The 18,271-nt window shown below is 53.4% G+C and carries 17 protein-coding genes and 1 tRNA gene; 9 read left to right on the top strand and 9 right to left on the bottom strand.

The window, feature by feature from the left end:
* Positions 1-54: 54 nt before the first annotated feature.
* The 3 genes from GN111_RS17580 to GN111_RS17570 form a co-directional block, all read right to left on the bottom strand.
* Complete coding sequence (locus GN111_RS17580; protein ID WP_155305000.1) at positions 55-5,559, bottom strand: hypothetical protein; 5,505 nt, start codon at positions 5,557-5,559, stop codon at positions 55-57.
* Positions 5,560-5,744: 185 nt separating this feature from the next.
* A complete protein-coding gene (locus GN111_RS17575; protein ID WP_155304999.1) occupies positions 5,745-6,266 on the bottom strand; it encodes a hypothetical protein in 522 nt (173 codons plus the stop codon).
* A complete protein-coding gene (locus tag GN111_RS17570; RefSeq protein WP_155304998.1) occupies positions 6,259-7,020 on the bottom strand; it encodes a hypothetical protein in 762 nt (253 codons plus the stop codon). Before GN111_RS17570 ends, GN111_RS17575 begins: the two co-directional genes overlap by 8 nt.
* Before the next feature lie 127 nt (positions 7,021-7,147).
* Between GN111_RS17570 and GN111_RS17565 the strand changes: the two genes are divergently transcribed.
* Positions 7,148-7,447: a hypothetical protein gene (locus GN111_RS17565; RefSeq protein WP_155304997.1), complete on the top strand. Its 300-nt coding sequence runs from the start codon at positions 7,148-7,150 to the stop codon at positions 7,445-7,447.
* A 53-nt stretch (positions 7,448-7,500) separates the two neighbouring features.
* Here GN111_RS17565 and GN111_RS17560 read toward each other — a convergent pair whose 3' ends face one another.
* The gene (locus GN111_RS17560) at positions 7,501-7,962 is read right to left on the bottom strand and encodes a MerR family transcriptional regulator (protein WP_155304996.1); all 462 of its coding nucleotides are present in this window, start codon (positions 7,960-7,962) and stop codon (positions 7,501-7,503) included.
* 431 nt (positions 7,963-8,393) lie between these two features.
* On the opposite strand from GN111_RS17560, the gene GN111_RS17555 reads away from it, so the two are divergent.
* The 5 genes from GN111_RS17555 (at position 8,394) to GN111_RS17535 (ending at position 10,919) form a co-directional block, all read left to right on the top strand.
* A complete protein-coding gene (locus GN111_RS17555) occupies positions 8,394-8,774 on the top strand; it encodes a type II toxin-antitoxin system RelE/ParE family toxin (protein WP_155304995.1) in 381 nt (126 codons plus the stop codon).
* A gap of 14 nt (positions 8,775-8,788) precedes the next feature.
* The gene (locus GN111_RS17550; RefSeq protein ID WP_155304994.1) at positions 8,789-9,232 is read left to right on the top strand and encodes a helix-turn-helix domain-containing protein; all 444 of its coding nucleotides are present in this window, start codon (positions 8,789-8,791) and stop codon (positions 9,230-9,232) included.
* Positions 9,233-9,265: 33 nt separating this feature from the next.
* A complete protein-coding gene (locus GN111_RS17545) occupies positions 9,266-9,688 on the top strand; it encodes a hypothetical protein (RefSeq protein ID WP_155304993.1) in 423 nt (140 codons plus the stop codon).
* A 161-nt stretch (positions 9,689-9,849) separates the two neighbouring features.
* A tRNA-OTHER gene (locus GN111_RS17540) sits at positions 9,850-9,919 on the top strand.
* 157 nt (positions 9,920-10,076) lie between these two features.
* The gene (locus GN111_RS17535; protein ID WP_155304992.1) at positions 10,077-10,919 is read left to right on the top strand and encodes a DNA ligase; all 843 of its coding nucleotides are present in this window, start codon (positions 10,077-10,079) and stop codon (positions 10,917-10,919) included.
* 76 nt (positions 10,920-10,995) lie between these two features.
* Here GN111_RS17535 and sat read toward each other — a convergent pair whose 3' ends face one another.
* Complete coding sequence (sat, locus tag GN111_RS17530) at positions 10,996-12,267, bottom strand: sulfate adenylyltransferase (protein ID WP_155304991.1); 1,272 nt, start codon at positions 12,265-12,267, stop codon at positions 10,996-10,998.
* A 198-nt stretch (positions 12,268-12,465) separates the two neighbouring features.
* Positions 12,466-13,263 carry a sulfite exporter TauE/SafE family protein gene (locus GN111_RS17525; protein ID WP_155304990.1) on the bottom strand — a complete coding sequence of 266 codons (798 nt, stop codon included), beginning with the start codon at positions 13,261-13,263 and terminating at the stop codon, positions 12,466-12,468.
* Between the two features lie 289 nt (positions 13,264-13,552).
* On the opposite strand from GN111_RS17525, the gene GN111_RS17520 reads away from it, so the two are divergent.
* Positions 13,553-15,145: a PilT/PilU family type 4a pilus ATPase gene (locus GN111_RS17520; RefSeq protein WP_170302352.1), complete on the top strand. Its 1,593-nt coding sequence runs from the start codon at positions 13,553-13,555 to the stop codon at positions 15,143-15,145.
* On the opposite strand, the gene GN111_RS17515 is transcribed toward GN111_RS17520, so the two are convergent.
* The 3 genes from GN111_RS17515 to GN111_RS33945 are packed head-to-tail and all read right to left on the bottom strand — an operon-like array spanning position 15,047 to position 17,117.
* Complete coding sequence (locus GN111_RS17515) at positions 15,047-15,982, bottom strand: M48 family metallopeptidase (protein ID WP_155304988.1); 936 nt, start codon at positions 15,980-15,982, stop codon at positions 15,047-15,049. The two genes, GN111_RS17520 and GN111_RS17515, sit on opposite strands and share 99 nt — an antisense overlap.
* Complete coding sequence (locus GN111_RS17510) at positions 15,983-16,432, bottom strand: YbjQ family protein (protein WP_155304987.1); 450 nt, start codon at positions 16,430-16,432, stop codon at positions 15,983-15,985.
* A gap of 10 nt (positions 16,433-16,442) precedes the next feature.
* Positions 16,443-17,117 (bottom strand): YbjQ family protein, encoded by a 675-nt coding sequence (locus GN111_RS33945; RefSeq protein WP_231715480.1) that lies wholly within the window; start codon positions 17,115-17,117, stop codon positions 16,443-16,445.
* Between the two features lie 80 nt (positions 17,118-17,197).
* Between GN111_RS33945 and GN111_RS17500 the strand changes: the two genes are divergently transcribed.
* Together GN111_RS17500 and GN111_RS17495 are read left to right on the top strand one after the other, a co-directional pair.
* Entirely contained in the window at positions 17,198-17,521 is a 324-nt protein-coding gene (locus GN111_RS17500; protein WP_155304986.1) for a hypothetical protein, read from the top strand.
* Complete coding sequence (locus tag GN111_RS17495; RefSeq protein ID WP_155304985.1) at positions 17,518-18,255, top strand: lysophospholipid acyltransferase family protein; 738 nt, start codon at positions 17,518-17,520, stop codon at positions 18,253-18,255. Before GN111_RS17500 ends, GN111_RS17495 begins: the two co-directional genes overlap by 4 nt.
* Positions 18,256-18,271 lie beyond the last annotated feature (16 nt).

The raw sequence follows: 18,271 nt of genomic DNA, 5'->3' as shown, positions 1-18,271 counted from the left end.
CCCGCGCCGCCATCACCACCACCAGATCCACCGCACATATGACACCTCCATTTCTTAAAATCGCGGAGCCTTCTTGACGTCCGCAGGGGCCCGGAATATCAGCCGGGCCGGGTTTTCGGTTTTCCCCTCGAGTATGTCGAAGAGGCCGTCCAAACCTCTATTGATTTGGACGGCCGGGACCACGCCGCTTACATAACCGGCCGTCGTCACGCCGTGCTTGAGCAGTTGCTCCAGCTCCACCCTTCGCTCTGCGTCAACCATCCGCCCGACATCGGCAGCCAGGTTGGCAACGGCCGTTCCGGCACCTTCAACAGGCGTGAGCGTGTAGCCAAAAGATCGGCTGCCTGTGAGCCGGGAAACAACGGGGTCCGCCAGGTCGCGCACAATAGGAATTCCGCCAGCCAAATAGAGAATCGATTCCTTGACCAATTCAGACCACTCGGGAATCTCTTTTTTCCAGAAGAGAGAACCGACCATGGCGGGAACGGCCGAGGGGATTACCCATATCCACATATAGGAACGGAAGGCCTGCATCGCGTTGATTTTGCCAAGCTTATGCTTCCGGCGGGTTTCGGTGAATCGGTTGTAGAAGCTGCTGAAGAAGGTGTAGAACATCGTAATCAGTTTCTTGAACACCGTGCCGTTTTGAATGTTGGCCAGATCCTTGGGCGAGCCCATGGGCTGGGTCCGCCGGACGGTCCTGTCGGCAACCTCGACCGCCTCGGCATGCTCCCGGCCGTCTCTGATCGCTTTGCGGTATCCGGCCAGCCAGGTCGGGTAAGTGGCCAGTTGATCGATACAGCCGATTGTAAAAAAAAGCGCATCCCGAATGCCCTCAGATCGGCCGAGTAGATCCTTGTCGAAGAGCCGGGCCATGTCTGCGAGTTCGCGGTCCCAGGATTTCCGCCGGTTTTTCATGAGTGAGCTGTGCTGATTGGCAAACTGGATCCACTTTCGCGGGTTGCTGATGAATTTGGCCAGGGCGCTGGCTGCCTGAGCTTCGCCAACCTCGTCAATGGTCTGTGTGTAGCTCATGAATTGTTTGGCACTGGTGACCAGGTTGGCGCCGAGACCGACAACGGTGGCGTTCCGCTTGAGCGAAATGGCCATGCGCTCCATCTGGCTCCAGCGGATATTCATGCCCGGGCGGGCGACAAACTGCAGCCATGGGATCAGCTGCCCGAAATACTGTTCACCCAGCACCGTGTTGACCATTTCGCGATAGGCCGGGCTCATAAAAATTTTCTGCGCGTTCCGGATGGGCACCTGGTAACTGATGTCGTTGATCACGTTTGAGAAATGATGCGATATGGCGTTGATCTCCAGATAGACCGGCATTTTCCCGCCCTTGCGGGCCTTGCGGTGGCCGGCCTCGACGTGGGCGCTTCCGTAGGGAGAGGTGAACAGGTCCCGGGCCTCTTTCTCGGATTTGAAAATGCCGGCCTTGACGCTCAATTTCGGATCAAATATCAAAGGCCAATAACGGCCCTCGACTTTCGGCAGGCGGGCGCCCGTGAGTTGCTGGTGGACCTCGGCAAGGTGGGGGTACATTTCATCGGCCAGGTTCCATAGGTCATTGACCATCTTTCTTTCGGATTGATCGAGCACCTGGTGGATACATTCATCAATTTGGACGCTATCATATCCATTGCCTCCAATCAGCGCGGACAGGTTGCCGGCATTGCCAGAGTTGAGCGCGATCATAAACGCCTCTTGTTTCGTCACCTGGAGGCCGTCACTCAGGGTGTAGCGCTTCTTTGCCCAATTGCGGGCACGGCCGGCGAAGATTTCGGCCAGGCGCTTGGAGACCATCTCGGACATCTGCAGGCGCTTTTCCTCCCCCCTGGTGATCCCCCGGAAGATGTAACGCCAGTTCGGCCCCATTTCCTCCCAGCCGTCGAGCTCCTGGAGCAGGAACTCAATTTTTCTCAACTCTGCATCGATGCCGGCGGGGATGTCCTTGATCTTGTCCAGCCGGGTCTTTTCGTCTCGACGGACCGGGCCGTCCGGGGCCTGGCGCTCCATCTTGTGGGACTCGTAGCCGGCGGTGATCATTTCCGAGACCGCGGCGTTGAAATCCATTTTCTTGCCGGCTTCTATCAAGGCGCCCTCGGTTTTGCCCATGTACGCCAGCATGTCGATCAGGTCGGCAATGTCGGTCAGTTCCTCGGTGCTCATCGGCATGCGGTAGCCGGTTTTCGGGTTGCGCTGCTGGACAGGTCGGGCGGCGTGGGCGCTCATGATGCTCTGCACCATATAGGGCTCGGACTCGGACTTGAGCTGCAGAAATTCTTCCAGGGATCGATCGGGAGAAACCTGCAGGGTCTGCGGGATGGTATAGTATTCGGCGCTCAAGTGGATGATCTGCTCACGGTATTCGAGCGGGATCGTCTGCATGCGCCAATAACGTTTGATGCGTCGATGCGTTTTTTCGCGCAGCTCTTTTGCCCTGTGGACGTTCCGGATGCGCTCGATCCTGATCTTTTGAGCCTCTTTGAGCTTGGCGGCCGCCTCCTTTTTTCCGGCGGAAAAAGCCCGCCGGGCGATCTGCTCGTCACGCTTGAACCGTTTGCGCAGCTCAATGAGCTCTTTGTCGGTGACTTGCCCGGTGGCCTGCCGCACAACGGCCTTTGTGCCCATGGCCGGCTCTCTGCCGGCGGCATCGTTGAGCATGCGCACCTGCTCGGCCAGGACCTCGGCCATGATTTCGGAATTATCGCGCTCGGTGCCTTTTTCGTACTCGGTGACAAGATCACGGTACCGCTTTTCGATAGCCCGCTGGCGTTTGGGTGCGTTGATTACATCGTCAAGCAGGGTCTCCAGGTTGCGGTATCCATGTGCCGCGGCAAAGAGCACCGGGTCAACACCGTCGCGGTTGACCATGCCCGGCAGGCGCCGGTTGAATTGTTCCACGGTTTCGGCGTCGAAAAGATTGTACATAATGTCGTGATCGAAGCCTTTTGCAACGCGGATGCTATCGATAGTTTTGCGGACATGATACGCGTCGACATCATCGACGGCGGCCTGTTTGAGCTCTTTGCGAATCCTCGATGCCTCCCGCTTGCGCTGTGCCGAGGCCTTTTTCACCACCCGGCGCACCGCCTCATGTTCGATGTCCTGGATTGTGGCCGTGGACAGGTCAAAGCCGGCGGCATCGTCAAGGTTTTCCACTCTGAGCCATTCGCCGACGTCAAGCAGCGGGTCCGCCTGGCGCTCGAAATCGACGGCAACGGCCCGGTCAAAGACTTCGCGCACCTCGTCATTGAGCTCAACGTCCAGGGACACGACCGACTTATAAATGTCAATGAGCCAGGCCTTCATACGGGCAAACACCTCACGCAGCTTGAGCGTGGGCGCCCGGCCCTCCATGACGTAGGCCTCGAATGCTCGGGCCGTCTTTTCGATCTCTTGCTCCGTCCACGCCTGCAGGCCTGATCCGGCACGCTCGGCATCAACACCGGCAAATTCGGCCAGGATCGAATAGTCATCACCTTGCTCTCTGGCTAGCATCGCAGTTATGACGTGTCCCAGCTCATGGATAGGCGTTGACGGATCGGCCGCCTCGAATGCGTGAATAATATTGGGGGCCGCGTCGAGCAGATTCTCAACGGCTCCCCGTGGCGCGTTCGGATCCGGATTGCCGACTGGGATATCGCCGGCAAGAAGAACGTCAACCTGATCCAGCGGCGACAGTTCGACAGTTCGACCGTCCTGCAGGGTAACGCCAAACGGGTCTTTGTCCACAACTTCGTAAACGTCCCAACCGTCCCGGCCATTGCCGTCGATGATGGTGACCTTTTCACCCTCGGGCAGGTCCTGGGCTTTCATCGTTTGAAAATCGCCCGGCGGCGGTTCCTCCGGGTCGTATTCCCACTGTTGAGCCTCTTGGGCCTGCTTTTGAGCCTCCGTCTGAGCCTCGGTACCCAGCTTACCGCGTTTCAGGTTTTCGGGATCGCGCAGGACCTCGAGCAGATTTTCACCCTCGTCGAGCCAGCCCTCATCGCGTAACGTGCGTTCGATCAAATCGATGGGCACGCCTGATTTTTTAGAGAGGAATTTGACGGCAACGGGCAGCTCTTTGAGCTCGCCCTTGAAATTCAGAAAATTGATGCCGCCTTCTTTTTTGATCCGTCCGCGGAGGGTCTGCGGTCCCTTGCCCTGGAAAAAAACCGATGCTTTGGATGGAATAAACGCGGAGGCCTGCCCCTGCTCGAAGCCGCTGAGCACCTCCTCATAAAATTGCGCCGGCGTTTTGTCATTGCGTCGAGCCCATGCCCGGGCCGTGCCGTCGAAAACGTTTTGAACGGCCTCGGCCTGATGTGGATCGTAAGCCTTGCCCAACGACGCGACGATCCGGTCCCGGTTCTCCGACTGGATGGGCGCCTTGATATCGACGCGCTGGCGGATGTCGGCAATGGCCTCCTCTACGGATAGATCAACGCCCCGAGCCCCGATCATGCTTTTCAGTTCGTTGAATTCCTGCTGGTTGAGCTCTCCGGTTTCGGCCTTGTTCGTGAGCCGGGTTAAACGCTCCAATTTCACGGCATTGAGCGTTTTTTGCCGTGGCGTCGTGAGCCGGTCGATGACCGTCATGGAGCTGATCCCGGCCCCGGTTGTGATCCCGCCGGAAAAGGCGCCCACCAGCCCGGCATAGGCGGCCGAGGCCGTGGTCTCGGGAATCCGGTCCATGAACTCGTTGAAAAGCTCCCGGCTGTTAAGATCGGGATTGAGCGCCATCATGGTCGCAAACTCGTCCGGGTACTGCTGCACGAACTCAGTGGCGCCTTCGCCGATCATGGATTGAGCCACACCGACGAGCGCCGATGTCCACTTGTTGGTCGGCTTCAGGATGCGGGAAATGATAAAGAGGTTGCTGACCGCCTCCAAGGGGGTCTGAACGGCCGCGGATAAACGGGCGGATTTGAGCACCGATTCAGGGTCATTGATTCCGAGGCTTTCCAGCTCCTGAACCTTGGCGCCCCCGATCTGATCGAAGGTAACAGCGGCACCCACCAGAGGATGAACTGCATAAGCCGGCAGAGATACGAGACTTGTACCCAGCCCGCCGGCCACGTCCTCGAGGAAACCGGAGCTTTTGCGGTATTCCGGCGGCATGGCAAATTCGCGCTCGACGGCCCGCATGTCGTCGGCCATCTCCTGCTTGCGCTCCTCGACGTGCTCAACCATGGCCATCTGCTCGGCCGCGTCCGGGTGATAGCCCTCATCGATCAGCGCCGTTTTGCGGGCCTGCACCTTGACGAGCCCGGCCTCTTCGATAAAATCCGGAGCGGTTTCGCCGTGCATGGCCGCCCGGGTGCGTTGCGCCCAGGTCATGCGGTCGCCTACGGTACGCACACGACTGGCCATGTCGCCGCTGTCCATGGCCTCGATGCGGTTGCGATGCGCTGCGGCAGCTCGTGCGGGTGCGCTTTTCACGGTCTGGAAAAACCGGCCGGCGATGCGGTCGGCGGTGGCATCGGGTCTGCGTTCTTCGGGCGGAATGTAGAGCGCGCCGTTTTGAGGGTCGCTTCCGAGTCTTGAGGTGTCGTATTCGGCCATTTATCCTCCGATGATGTTGTGAGCAACCCGGTTGGCATGAGCACCGGGCAGCTCCCGGTATCGGCCAAACGAACCCTGCTCTTGGATTTGTCGCTCGGCCAAATTGGTTTCGGTTGTGGGCACCTGGCCGGCTCAAAATCATCATTTTGCACCAACCGCACGCAGCATGTGCGGCGTTGAAAGTGTTAACTGACATTCTTGAAAATTCCGGCAGCTAACTTTTTGACTTTTTTGCCGTTTGTGCCATCGGTTATCAATTTTACTTCACCCATCGATTCCTCCGCTAAATAGGCGGCCAGAAAGTCACGTCGCAAAAAGCTCAGTTCCCGCGGTGTGGCCTCACAAAGGCTGGCCATCGAAAAGCGGCCAGTCATCAATTTTCGTGTGATCGGATCCTCAATGGATGGCGTCCCGTACCAGCCAACGGACCTCACTTGCTCCATGAGGGTATTCCATTGATGATTAGCTTTTGTTTCCAAGGAAAGAGCTGCCCCCTCAATGGCTTCAATGAATTCTGCTACAGGAGGCATTTTGTTGTATTTCCTGGAACACATGATTTCTATGCCGGCACGTTCAACCTGTTCGATGGAATAGGGGCGTAGCATTTCAAAGCGCAGGCGCATGCCTTCTTTGCTGAGAGAGTCTCGAAAATTATCAGCCATACCCAGCATTAAATTACGAAAGCGTTCGGCGTCTGTTTTATCCATTTCGCACCTCGCGTACGAATTCCTGGCCAGCGGCCTGGTTTGCGTCCATGGGTTTCCGATTCAGATATTGTCCATTTAGGACTTTGCTCATGTTTTGGGGCCCGGTAAGCCAGTGAAGGGTTGCGTGCCAGTCGCTTTTGCGGCCCATAAGAAAGTCACATCCAGAAACGCCGGCAAAATACCACCGCCACCATTCAAGATCGGGATGCTCTTTCCATCTTGAGCGGATTTGTTTCTTGAGATTGTTGTCGAGATTTGGAGTTGGTAATTCAGGCAGGAGGTCAGAAAAAATCTGAGTGATCTTTTGATAAGGGCAACGAGAGATACTCGACAGAGTATCTCTTTCATTTTTTCCCTTCTTTTCTTTCTTATCATTATTGTTAGTGGTTGTTTGATGGTTATTTAATGGTTGCTCGATGGATATTTTCTGGTTGTCTTGATGGTTGACGATTTCACAATTAACGTTAAAAACGTTTGAATTTATTATCTTTGCAATAGTTCCTTTGTTGGTTGTCTTGGTGGTTATAAACTGCCATGCTCTGAGGTTGTTCAGTGCAGACCGATATTTCTGCCTTGTCAGCCCGCATGATTTGTGGTCGCCGATTAATGCCTCTCCAATTTCAAGGTTGTGGGCAGAAAATCCGTTCGTTCTTTTTGCCCGGTATGCAATCAAGGCAAGCAGCATGAACTCATTGGGCCGCTGCAATAACTCCCGAGTCTCCTCCGATCGCATCATCTGAATGAATGGCAGCATGGATGCTATTTTACCTGTTCAGTGATCGTGAGATGATCATCGATGAGGGATTGAACATCAGATGGCCGGAATCGCTTTAGAGACCTTGGCTTGGAGGTGCCAGTACCAGGGCAAGGAATCCGGATGCATGCAAGCCGACCGTCCGTGGTCATTTTATAGACCAGAGGCACACTGCACTGGAGCAAACCGGCCACGTCCTTTGCTGTCAGCAGTTGCTGCACTGCGGGGCCTCCTTGATCGCAGGTTCGAAAACGTCGATCCCGCAGCCGAGAGCTTTTTCCCAAGCCTCAGCTTGGTCACGTTTCAACTTTCGCCGCCCATGGATGACCTGGCTGATAAGCAATTCACTTTCACCGACTTCTTTCGCGAATTTGCACTGGGAGCCAAATCTGTAAAGGATTTCACTTTTCAATTTGAGGTTTGGTGACATCGTACCTCCTTGTATGATGAATCATGATTCATCGTTGTGCTTAAAATTTTTTAGCCGAGATCCTCATCAACTAATTGGCGGATCGATCTAACATCTACCCAAACGCCTCTATGCCCGCTCAGCACCACCCCTGAGTCGACTTTTTCTGCAGGAACGTCTTGGACCAATGGCATGAAAGATGTGGTGCCAACTTTTTTCATGCTCTCAGCGTTGAGAATGTTTACGTTATTAATAGAAATTAACAAAAAAAAGTCGTAATCCTCTGAATTAATACGATTTCGAATTGAATCGTGTTCCATTACAACTTTGATCCGCTTTATTGGGAACCCCAGAAGAGATAGTTCTTTGATGATTCCAATTTCCACGAGATTTTGATAAGAATACGAACGCTTCCCGCCTCTGTTTTCGGGTTCGTAAAGCGGTTTAAACAGTCCCTTTTCAATCCAACTGATCAGCGTGCGACCATTTAATTGCCTGTAAATTCTTAAAACGTCCCTGTGGTTAATTTCCATAATTTCCCCCCTTTAATACGAACCATGAATCATGGTGCATGGTATAATATTATTTTTATCATACGTCAATAGCTAAAACCACAAAAAAGTACTTCTTCGAATTTTTTGTGGACCAATGCCCATTGACACAGTTCGCTTATCAAGCTACAAAAACAGCGTTCACGCCTATTTTAAATCTCCAAATCAACTGTTTAGATCGATTTCCGCTAAGAGATATCGCATCTAAAGAAGGTTTCCAGATTGCCACCAGTGGCGGTCCATAAGCACCTTGAAGGTGCGATATATTGTCATTTTTCCGACTCTCTATAAAAAAAATAGAGACCCTTTAGAATACAGGTGACACGAAATACACCACATATTGTATAAGGAAGCCATCGGGGTGTGATCAGAGTCTTTGCATCCCTTGACATTTTAACCTATAGGTTAAATGTATGGATATAGTAAGGCTACTTGCAGGAAGGCAATATAGACTTTTTGCTGTCGTTCAAAATGGAAGTGTCCAGGTTCGAGATTTTATAGATTCCATTGAAGAGCAGGAGCAAGCGCACTTTTTTGCTTTGTTTGATAGGATTATTGAATATGGCCCTCCAAAAAATACTAAAAAGTTCCGACATATTGGCGATAAAGTCTATGAGCTAAAAACAAATGGCGGTAGCCGTATTCTATGTTTTTTTGGAACTAATTTTCTGAAAAATTCTTTAATCCTAACACGCGGGTTCCCAAAGCCAAAGCCGACCCAATTGAGACGAGAGAAACAGAAAACACTAAAAATTTTAAATGATTCAAAAAATTTGCGAATCATAAAAATATAGACTTGGGGGAGCGCATGGATACCGAAAGCTGGTTCAAATCTAAACGTAAGTCCATCCAAAAGACCCTTGATTACAAGATTGAGTCTTTGTTGCTATCTATAACTGAGACCCTCCGTGAGCAGTTGAAAAATGAGGGTATGACAAGGTCAATGCTGGCGAAAAAGCTTGGTGTTTCACCAGCTGCTGTCACAAAACTTTTGAACGGAGAATCAAATTTTACCATAAAAAAATTAATGTCTTTGGCAGATGCGTTGAATCTTGAGGTTCAAATAAATCTTGAGAGGAAACAAATCAAAGTTGAACATGTCGTTGGCGATTTTTTCGGCACTGTTGTTTCAGCGAGTGATGACAATAGTCTAGTGTGCGTGACAGGCCTCACTCCTGGGACGGAATTTCAAGGGACTTATTCGACAGTAAGTTCAGGTTTCGCCCAGGCATTTGATTTTATAGAAGGTTGATATCAGACTTTTCTGCCCTAACCGGAGGTTTTCATGAGTGTTAAGGATGAATTTCGGCAGTTGATCATAGATGAGTTCGATTATGCTATTTCAAAGATGGAGAGCACTGAAGATAAAAGAAAATTTTTATATTATTACAGCGCCTTAAATGCTGTCGTGAACAGGGTTTTTAATTTTGAATTTGATAAGGACCTTGTATTTGCACATTTCGTTCTTGTTACATCCTATGAAAATTTCAATGCCCGCCTCAAGGCCCTTTCCGCAGGAGCTGATTCTACAGTGGGGTTATACGAAGAACAATTTGAAGCGCTTCTCTCTCTTTCGAAAGAACTGAGGCAAAAAATTGCCGAAGCAAAAAGTTTTGATACTGTTTTGAAGAAGATCGTCGTTCTATCCTATTCAACAACCGGCAACGGAAACTATGTATTTGAAAAGGGAAAGCTTAGTTATAAATAGATATCGTTGTTCTCCATCGGTTCCGCTTTTGGTCTATAGTTATTCGTCATGACTTTCTTTTGTGACTGAATGTGACAAAAATAGATTTTTTCAGGCGATTTTCATTATATTGTTTATATGGAGCTAAAGCTAAAATTTGATTTTATTCAATGAAGTTAGGAGGGTGTGTAACGTTACACACCCTCCCTGACACGGAAGAGGTCGTTGGTTCAAATCCAATCGCGCCTACCAGAAAAACTCCGGCTTTCACGTTTATTTCGTGAAAGCCGGAGTTTTTTTATTCTTTAAGGGGCGACACTTCCTGGACTTGCCGTGAGATCATTCTTTTCATACGATAACGAAGCATGACAATATTTTCCTCTTAATGATATTGTAAGGGAGGGATTGTATGTATGCATCGTTCATTCGCGCCGCAATCACCGCCTTGGCCATGGTGGGCTGTTTGCCCTCGATACTATCTGCCGGTCCACCGTTGCTGCAGCATGCAAACACCTATAAGGGCAGCCAGGATGTTTACGGCTGGCTGATGAGCGAAAAGCTGGACGGTATTCGCGGCTACTGGAACGGAAAACTGCTGCTTACCCGCCAGGGCCGGGTGATTCACACACCTCCTTGGTTCACCGAAAACTTCCCGGCCTTTGCGTTGGACGGAGAACTTTGGCGCAAAAGAAACGATTTTGCTTTTGTTCAACGGACCGTTTTAGATGAGATCCCTTCAAAGAACTGGCGGGAAATTACTTACAACATCTTCGAAGTTCCGGGGGCGGACGGTGATTTTCCGACCCGCCTGGACAAAGCCGGCCAATGGTTTTTTGCCCACCCGGCAACCCATGTCCGTGTCATCAATCAGATTGAGTGTCAGGGAACGGATCACCTGGATGCTTTTCTTGAAAGTATCGAATCCATGGGCGGAGAGGGTGTTGTGGTTAAAGATCCGACCCTTGCTTTTGAGGCCGGCCGCAGTGCTCATGTGTTAAAGGTAAAGCATTTCAGCGACATGGAAGGGACCGTGATCGCCCACAACCCCGGAAAAGGAAAGTTCGAGGGCATCATGGGAAGTCTAACTCTTCGGCTGGAAAACGGCATCCAATTCAAGCTCGGCACCGGGTTTACCATGGCCCAGCGCAAGGCCCCACCGCCCATCGGAGCATCGGTTACCTTTAAATACCAAGGCTTCACCCGAAACGGTGTGCCGAGATTTGCGTCGTTTATGCGGGTCAGGCGGGATTGAGCCCATAAAAAAAAGCGGGCCGCACCCAAGGCGCGACCCGCTTTCTAATGTTTGTACAGCAAGCAGATATCGACGATTAATTGCCGGTGGCTGCTTTGTGGGTCTTGATCTCCACTTTTTCGGTGAGGCCTTCGTAGTATTTACGCAGAATGGCAACAACTTCATCGCGGCCAAAGTGATCGGGCAGTTCGCCGCCTTCGGAGAGCATCTTGCGCAGCATGGTGCCGGAGAGCAGCACGCGGTCTTCCTTGGCATGCGGGCAGGTCCGCAGGGAGGCCATGCCGTCGCACTTATAGCAGTAGAAGGTCCAGTCGATCTTCAACGGCTGGCAGAGCAGGCCCTTGCCGCCCTCGGGGGTCGGGATTTTGTCGAAGATGGTTTGGGCTTCGAACATGCCGTAGAAGTCACCCACACCGGCGTGGTCGCGACCGATGATCATCTTGGAGCAGCCGTAGTTCTGGCGGAAGGCAGCGTGCAAAAGGCCTTCACGAGGACCTGCGTAGCGCATATCCAGCGGGTAGCCGCCCTGAATGACGTTCTTCTCGACGAAGTAGTTTTTCACCAGGGCGTCAATGCACTCCACGCGGACTTCGGCGGGAATGTCGCCCGGTTTCAGGTTTCCCACCAGGCTGTGGATGTAGACGCCGTCGCAAACTTCCACGGCGATCTTGCACAGGTATTCATGGCTGCGGTGCATGGGGTTGCGCAACTGCAGGGCGGCCACTTCGCTCCAGCCGCGTTCTTCGAACAGCTTGCGGGATTCGGCCGGACGATGGTAGACGCCGGCGTATTTGGTCGGGTAGTTGCCTTCGCTGAGGACTTTGACCGGGCCGGCCAGGTTGACCGGTTTCTGATTCATGACCATCTGGACGCCGGGGTGATCCTCTTCGGCGATCTTCCAGAACTCCTCGGCCGTCGGGGTGCCTTCACCCATGAAGACCTTCTCGCATTCCCATTTTTTGTCGGCATCGGTCAACTCGAATTTTTCGGTGACCTTCATGGTGGCCATGATTTCGTCGCCTTTGGGATCGTAAAGGGCGATTTCGTCACCGTCGGCAATGGCGTCGGCATCTTCTTTGGTGACATCAAGGCACACCGGAACCGGCCAAAAGGTGCCGTCGGCGGTCAGGAAGTTTTCGCAAACGCCTTTCCAATCGGCTTTGGTCATGAAACCGGTCAGTGGGCTGAAGCCGCCGATGCCGATCATGATCAGGTCACCCTTGACGCGCGGGGAGATCTCTACTTTCTTGAGACCTTCGGCTTTTTTCTTTTCAGCTTCCAGTTCAGCGCCTTCGAGCAGACAGACAGTGAGGCCCTTGCCGCCATGGGGGGGGATAAGATTGGACATGTGTTCTTTCTCCTTTCGATAATGTGATTTTCGCAATCTGTATACACAGATGAATAGCCTGGAAGGGATGGAAACACCAAGTAGAAGTAACTATGCGGGAACGGTGTTTTTGTCAAGAATATTTCGGGCTGCGGCCACCGTTGCTGCAAAAGATATCCGGCCTGAAATCAATAATTTGAGCATATGATTGAAACATGGCTATATGATGCTGATCAGCATGCGGGTGCCAACCACCAGCAGCAGCACGGAAAAAACCCGTTTCAGGCGGTCCACTGGCAGACTATGAGCCAGGCGTACGCCCAAAGGAGCGGTCAGCACGCTGGTAACCACGATGCCCACCAGTGCCGGCAGGTATATGTATCCCAAAGAATACTCGGGGAGCCCCGAGATCGACCAGCCGTTGACAATGTAGCCGATGGTGCCGGCGATGGCGATGGGAAATCCGATGGCGGCCGAAGTACCGATGGCGTGGTGGACCGGCATGTTGCACCAGATCATGAACGGTACCGAAAGGGTTCCGCCCCCGATTCCCACCAGGCTTGACACCACGCCGATGATATTGCCCACACCGAACATGGCCGTGCGTCCGGGAATCTGGCGTGTCGGCTTGGGTTTTTTACCGGTCAGCATCTGAACGGCCACGTAATAGAGGAACACGACGAAAAACCCCTTCAGGAACCGAGTGGACAACTGGGCGGCGATATAGCTCCCGATAAAGGTTCCCGCGAAGATGCCGATAACGATTTTGCGCACCACATCCCAGTGCACCGCCCCGCGTTTGTGGTGGGCGCGAAAGCTGGACACGGCGGTGAACATGATGCTGGCCAGTGAAGTACCTAACGCCAGGTGCATGATCATGGCCTCGGGGATGCCCTGGCGAACGAAGCAGAACACCAGCATGGGCACGATGACCAAGCCGCCGCCGATTCCCAGCAGTCCGGCCAGAACACCGGCAATGGCCCCGACGAAAATATACATTAAAAGAATTGCCGTCATTGCGGTTCCTCCATTTTGGAGAGGATAAACGATTGGCAAACCGGCCGACCCGAATATCATCTTTACCGACCATGAGCAAGGCAAATCGATTATGGTCAATACGACCCATACAACAACGAAAAAAGCGCCAAGAAAAGCTGAAAACTCGTAATACAAACGGTCATTTCTATTCTCAGTTATTGATTTTAAAGCATATTCGGTTTACATCAACAGCCGTTGACAAAAGCCCATGCCATCTTGCCGGTTGAATTGCTGTTTCACGCTTAAAAAAGAAAAGGAGTGCACACCTATGGCAGATCATTCACATCCCAATAACTCCCAGGAAGCGAAAAAGCGGAGAATCGGCGAAGAGTTGATCAGCAATGGATTGATCAACACAGAACAGCTTCAACAGGTACTTCGGCGGCAGACCCAGGCTGGCGGGCAACTGGGATCGATTCTCATCGAAATGGGATTCATCCACCTGGAAGACCTGCTGGATCTGCTGAGTAGAAAATTTGGCGTTCCGGGTGTCAACCTGTACGAGCGCAATATCAGTGAAGATGTGCTTCAACTGGTGCCGTTCGAAAAAATAAGCGCCCTGAAGGTGCTGCCCCTTGAACTCACCAACCAGACCCTGGTCCTGGGTATGATCAATCCACAGGATTTTGCCACCATCAGCGAATTGGAGTTTTCGCTGGGCAAGAAAATCAAACCCGTAGTGATGCCCGCTTTCATGATCGAAACTGCGATCCGAAGCATTCGTACCAATCCGGGAACGGGCTTGCAGGGCGAGGCGCTTTCGGAACTAGTGGAGATGGAAAAGGGAGAGAAGTCGCCCCAGATCGTGTCGTTGTTGCGCTATCTAAAAAAGACCGACGCCTACGATATGATTTTTACAGCGGGCTCGCCTCCATCCATAAAAGTTGCCAACACATTGAAACGGTTGGCTATCCCAGCGCTTACGCCCGAAGATTGTATGAGCTATGCCCGGGAGTTGCTCTCCGATGAGAAATGGGCCGTTTTTTCGGAAAAAACGGACTACGAATTTTCGACCACCTACCCGGGTATCGGGAGGTTCCGGGTCGCTTTGTTCCATCAGCGCAACTCCGTGGCGATCGCCCTGCGTCGGATCATGGACGAAATTCCCCCACTGGACCGGTTGAATCTGCCCGAATGGGTCGCTCGTTTTGCCTTGCGTCCCCAAGGATTGATTTTGGTTTCCAGCCCCGCGGGCCACGGAAAAACGACCACCTTGTCGGCCCTGGTGGATATCATCAACAGTCAACGGGGGTGCAACATCATTACCCTTGAAGACCCGGTGGAGTACCTGCACAAGCATAAAAAAAGCAACATCAGCCAGCGTGAAATCGGACGCGACGTGAACTCTTTTGCCCAGGGCATGCGCCATGTTTTGCGGCAGGCACCGGATGTTATCGTGGTCGGCGAGATGCGGGACAAGGAAACCTTCCGCATCGCTCTTCAAGCCGCCAATTCGGGCCATCTGGTTCTGTCCACCGTCCACTCGGACAACTCCACCTCGATTGTCGAGCGGGTCGTCAACATGTTCGATCCTTACGAGCAGAACCTGATTCGTCTCACGCTGGCCGAGTCGCTGCTCGTTTCTTTCGCACAACGTCTGGTGCCCCGGAAAGACGGCAAAGGACGAATTCTGGCCCTGGAATATTTTGTCAACAGCCAACGGATGAAAGGATTTGTCCGGGACGCAAAGACGCACCAGGTCCGATCCCAGATGCAGGCCGGCAGCGATGACTTTCAGAGCATCGATATATCACTGGCCAAATTAGCGCGAAAAGGTTTGATTCATGTAGAGGACGGACTGGCTCACTGCGAAGACGATGTTTTTTACCGGGGTTTGATTCAATCCCATTCCCCCGTTTAACTGCGGGGAGGGTGTGTCTAATTCCTCCAGGTCCGCCGGCAGGGGGCGTAATTCGCCGGAGGGGTAACCGCGTTGAAGGGCCATCGTTTTCAGATGCTCGATGCGCCGACGGTTTTCCGGGTGAGAGGCGAAATAGTGGCCGAAACGGCCCGGATCTGCTTCGGCGGGAATCTTAGCGAAAAAATCCGTGGCGCCTGTCACATGGCCGTAATGGCAGGCCAGGGTTTCCAGGGCAAATTCGTCGGCCCGGGTTTCCTGGTTTCGCGAAAAATTCAATTCGGTGAGCTGCATGCCCTGACCGATCATGCCGTTGATGTCGTTGTCCGCGCCCAGCAGCACGGTGGAGACGGTCAGCAGCACCAGGGCCCGCCCCAGCCCCCGCAAGTGGTCTCGATGGGCGAAATGGCCCAACTCATGGGCCAGAACAAACGCCAGTTCATTTTCCGAAGTCATTTTTTTCAGCAAGCCGGTGAAGACCAGCATGTGACCGCCGGGCAGGGCCGCGGCATTGACGGCGTCGGCCTCCTGGACGTGGACGGTAATGGTGTACGGCAAAAGGGCACACCGGGCTTGCAGCCTGTCCACTATGGCCTGAACGCTTCGCGTGGCGTCTGTAGCCTGGTCCGATTCCGCCAACCGTCCCACGAAGGCCCCGGCCAACTTTTTTTCCAGATTCATGGAGATCCGGGGAACGATCAGATCCACGGCCAGGCCCAGAGCCAGATAAAGGCCAACGGCGATGGCCAGCAGACCCCCGGCCAGAATGGCAAACTCCTTGAGCGGATGGGTGCCCGAAACGTTGACGTTGGTCGGGATGCGCCGGGCGGTAAACTTCACCTACTTCTCCACGGTCAGCGCCGTTCCGTAGGCCACGGCTTCCAGACAGCCGATATTCTTGCGTCTGGATTGCTTGCCGATGGCGGACGTCTCGATGCGGACGTTGACGATCACCGTGGCGTCCCCGGCCATCTCCTTCATGCGCAGCAGCGCCTCCCGACGGGCCCGGTCCACCAAGCTCTCGTAGGATTTGACCTTCCCTCCGAAAATATTGCGCAGACCGGCCAGGATACGTTTGAAGTAATCCACCGAAATTACCGCGCTGCCGTAAACCAACTGACTGGCCCGTATCTTGTCTTCCGGGACGGACACGGATTTCAACGTGACGGCGGGCAGGTTGATGGTGGCTTCTTCGCGTTGGGCAATGGAGCGGTAGTGCCGTTTTTCGGCCCAGGTGCCGGCACCGTATCCTAAAGCCAGCAGTGTCAGAAAAATAATCAGGTCAATCATGGCCCCTCTCCTATTGCACCCTGACCGCGGTGCCGTAAGCGTAAAGCTCGGCCGCCCCCTGGGCCACGGAAGAGGTGGAGAAGCGGACATTGACGATGGCATTGGCGCCCATAAGGCGGGCTTCTTCGACCATACGGTCCATGGCTTGCTGGCGGGACTCCTGAAGCAGTTGGGTATAGCCTTTGAGTTCGCCGCCCACCAGGTTTTTCAAACCGGCCATGAAATCGCGGCCGATGTGCTTGGCCCGGATGGTGCTGCCTGAAACCAGACCGAAATGTTCCGTTACCGTCCTGCCGGGAACCGTCTCGATATTCGTGATTACCATTTTTCCTCCGTCCGATGTCGTGGTATAGTGCGTCTTCACTTGGGAAGCGGGTGGCGCCGGCGGCGGGTCGGCCGGCTCCGGTGGAGCCGGTGCGCTGGCCTGCGTTTCTGGTCTTGGGGTTCCGGGTGGCTCGTCTTTGCGGATTTCACAAAAGGCCCCGGCGGCGGTGAACACCTTTTTGTACTTTTCGGCGGTTGCCTTGTCCGTGGACTTGCGCACGGCCACGGGATCGCCGGTGAATAGTCTGGCGAGCCCCTGGTCATCGGTCTTCAACGCCGATTTCAAGCGTTCCTTGACCATGTCCGCATTTTTCCCGGGCATGATTCTGCCGTCGAAGATAACGGTGTAGCGATCACTCATAATTGGCATTCTCCTGGTCGTGTTTTCGGTTTTCATCCAAACCCCGTTTGCCGGGTTTCCGGACGAACCCGGTTCGATTCTTGATCGCCAACGATATCAACGACCTCGATTCGTACGGCAAAGTTCAGCCGGGGCAACTGTCATCTCTGATTATCGGGCAACAACGAAAAAAACATGAGAACAAAAATATTCATTACAATGCCCCGGCTTGGATGGTTTCTCCTGCTTCTCGGAATTGCCGGCATGGCCACCGGGTGTGCGGGTACCGCAAAGCAACCCGTGCCCGAATCCGGTGCCGCACAGTTATCGCCTCACCTGTCCGACAAAAACGGGTGGTGGGCCGTAAAATTCAAAATGGATCGTTTATCAACCTGCTGAAACCTTCTTGGAGGCTGCATTTATGATCAACCGGTCGATCTCCATTTTATTTTTGATCTTTATCGGCCTAACCTCCGCCGTCTTTTTTGTCGTTGCCCTGCTGATATGGCTCCTCACCTTCGCGTTTGACAGGCGACTGGTGCTGCTGCACCTGTTTTCCTCCTTCTGGGCCTCTTTGTACCTGTGGCTCATGCCGGCCTGGTCGGTTCATGTGGAGGGCCGGAGAAAAACCGCCTGGCAGCGTCATTTTGTCATCGTTTCCAATCACCAGTCCCAACTGGACATTCTGGTGGCGTTCCGCCTTTTCATTCCGTTTAAATGGGTGTCCAAGGCCGAAGTGTTCAATCTCCCGTTCATTGGTTGGAACATGCGGCTGAACCGCTATATCAAGCTCAAACGCGGAGACAAGGCGGGCATCGCCCGGATGTTTGCCGATTGCGAGAAGGCCCTTTCCAAGGGCAATTCCATTTTCATGTTTCCCGAAGGAACCCGCTCGAAAACCGGCGATATCAAAGCCTTTAAACCGGGGGCCTTCATTCTGGCCAAAAAGATGGGCGTGCCGATTCTACCGGTGGCGATCAACGGCACCCATGCCGCCCTGCCCAAGTACAGCCTCAATTTTCACGGCCGGCAGCATATGTACATCCGTGTGCTGGACCCCATTTTTCCCGAGCAGTTTGCCGATTTGTCGGTGCAGGCGCTGTCGGACAAGGTCCATCGGACGATTACAGCGGCCCTTGAAAAAATTCCCACCGCCTGAAAAAACGCCGACCGTG

The sequence above is a fragment of the Desulfosarcina widdelii genome (genome assembly GCF_009688965.1).
In the GTDB taxonomy this organism is placed as follows: Bacteria; Desulfobacterota; Desulfobacteria; order Desulfobacterales; family Desulfosarcinaceae; genus Desulfosarcina; species Desulfosarcina widdelii.
The sequence above is the reverse complement of the archived record's forward strand: the minus strand, read 5'-3'. Positions and strand labels throughout refer to the sequence as shown.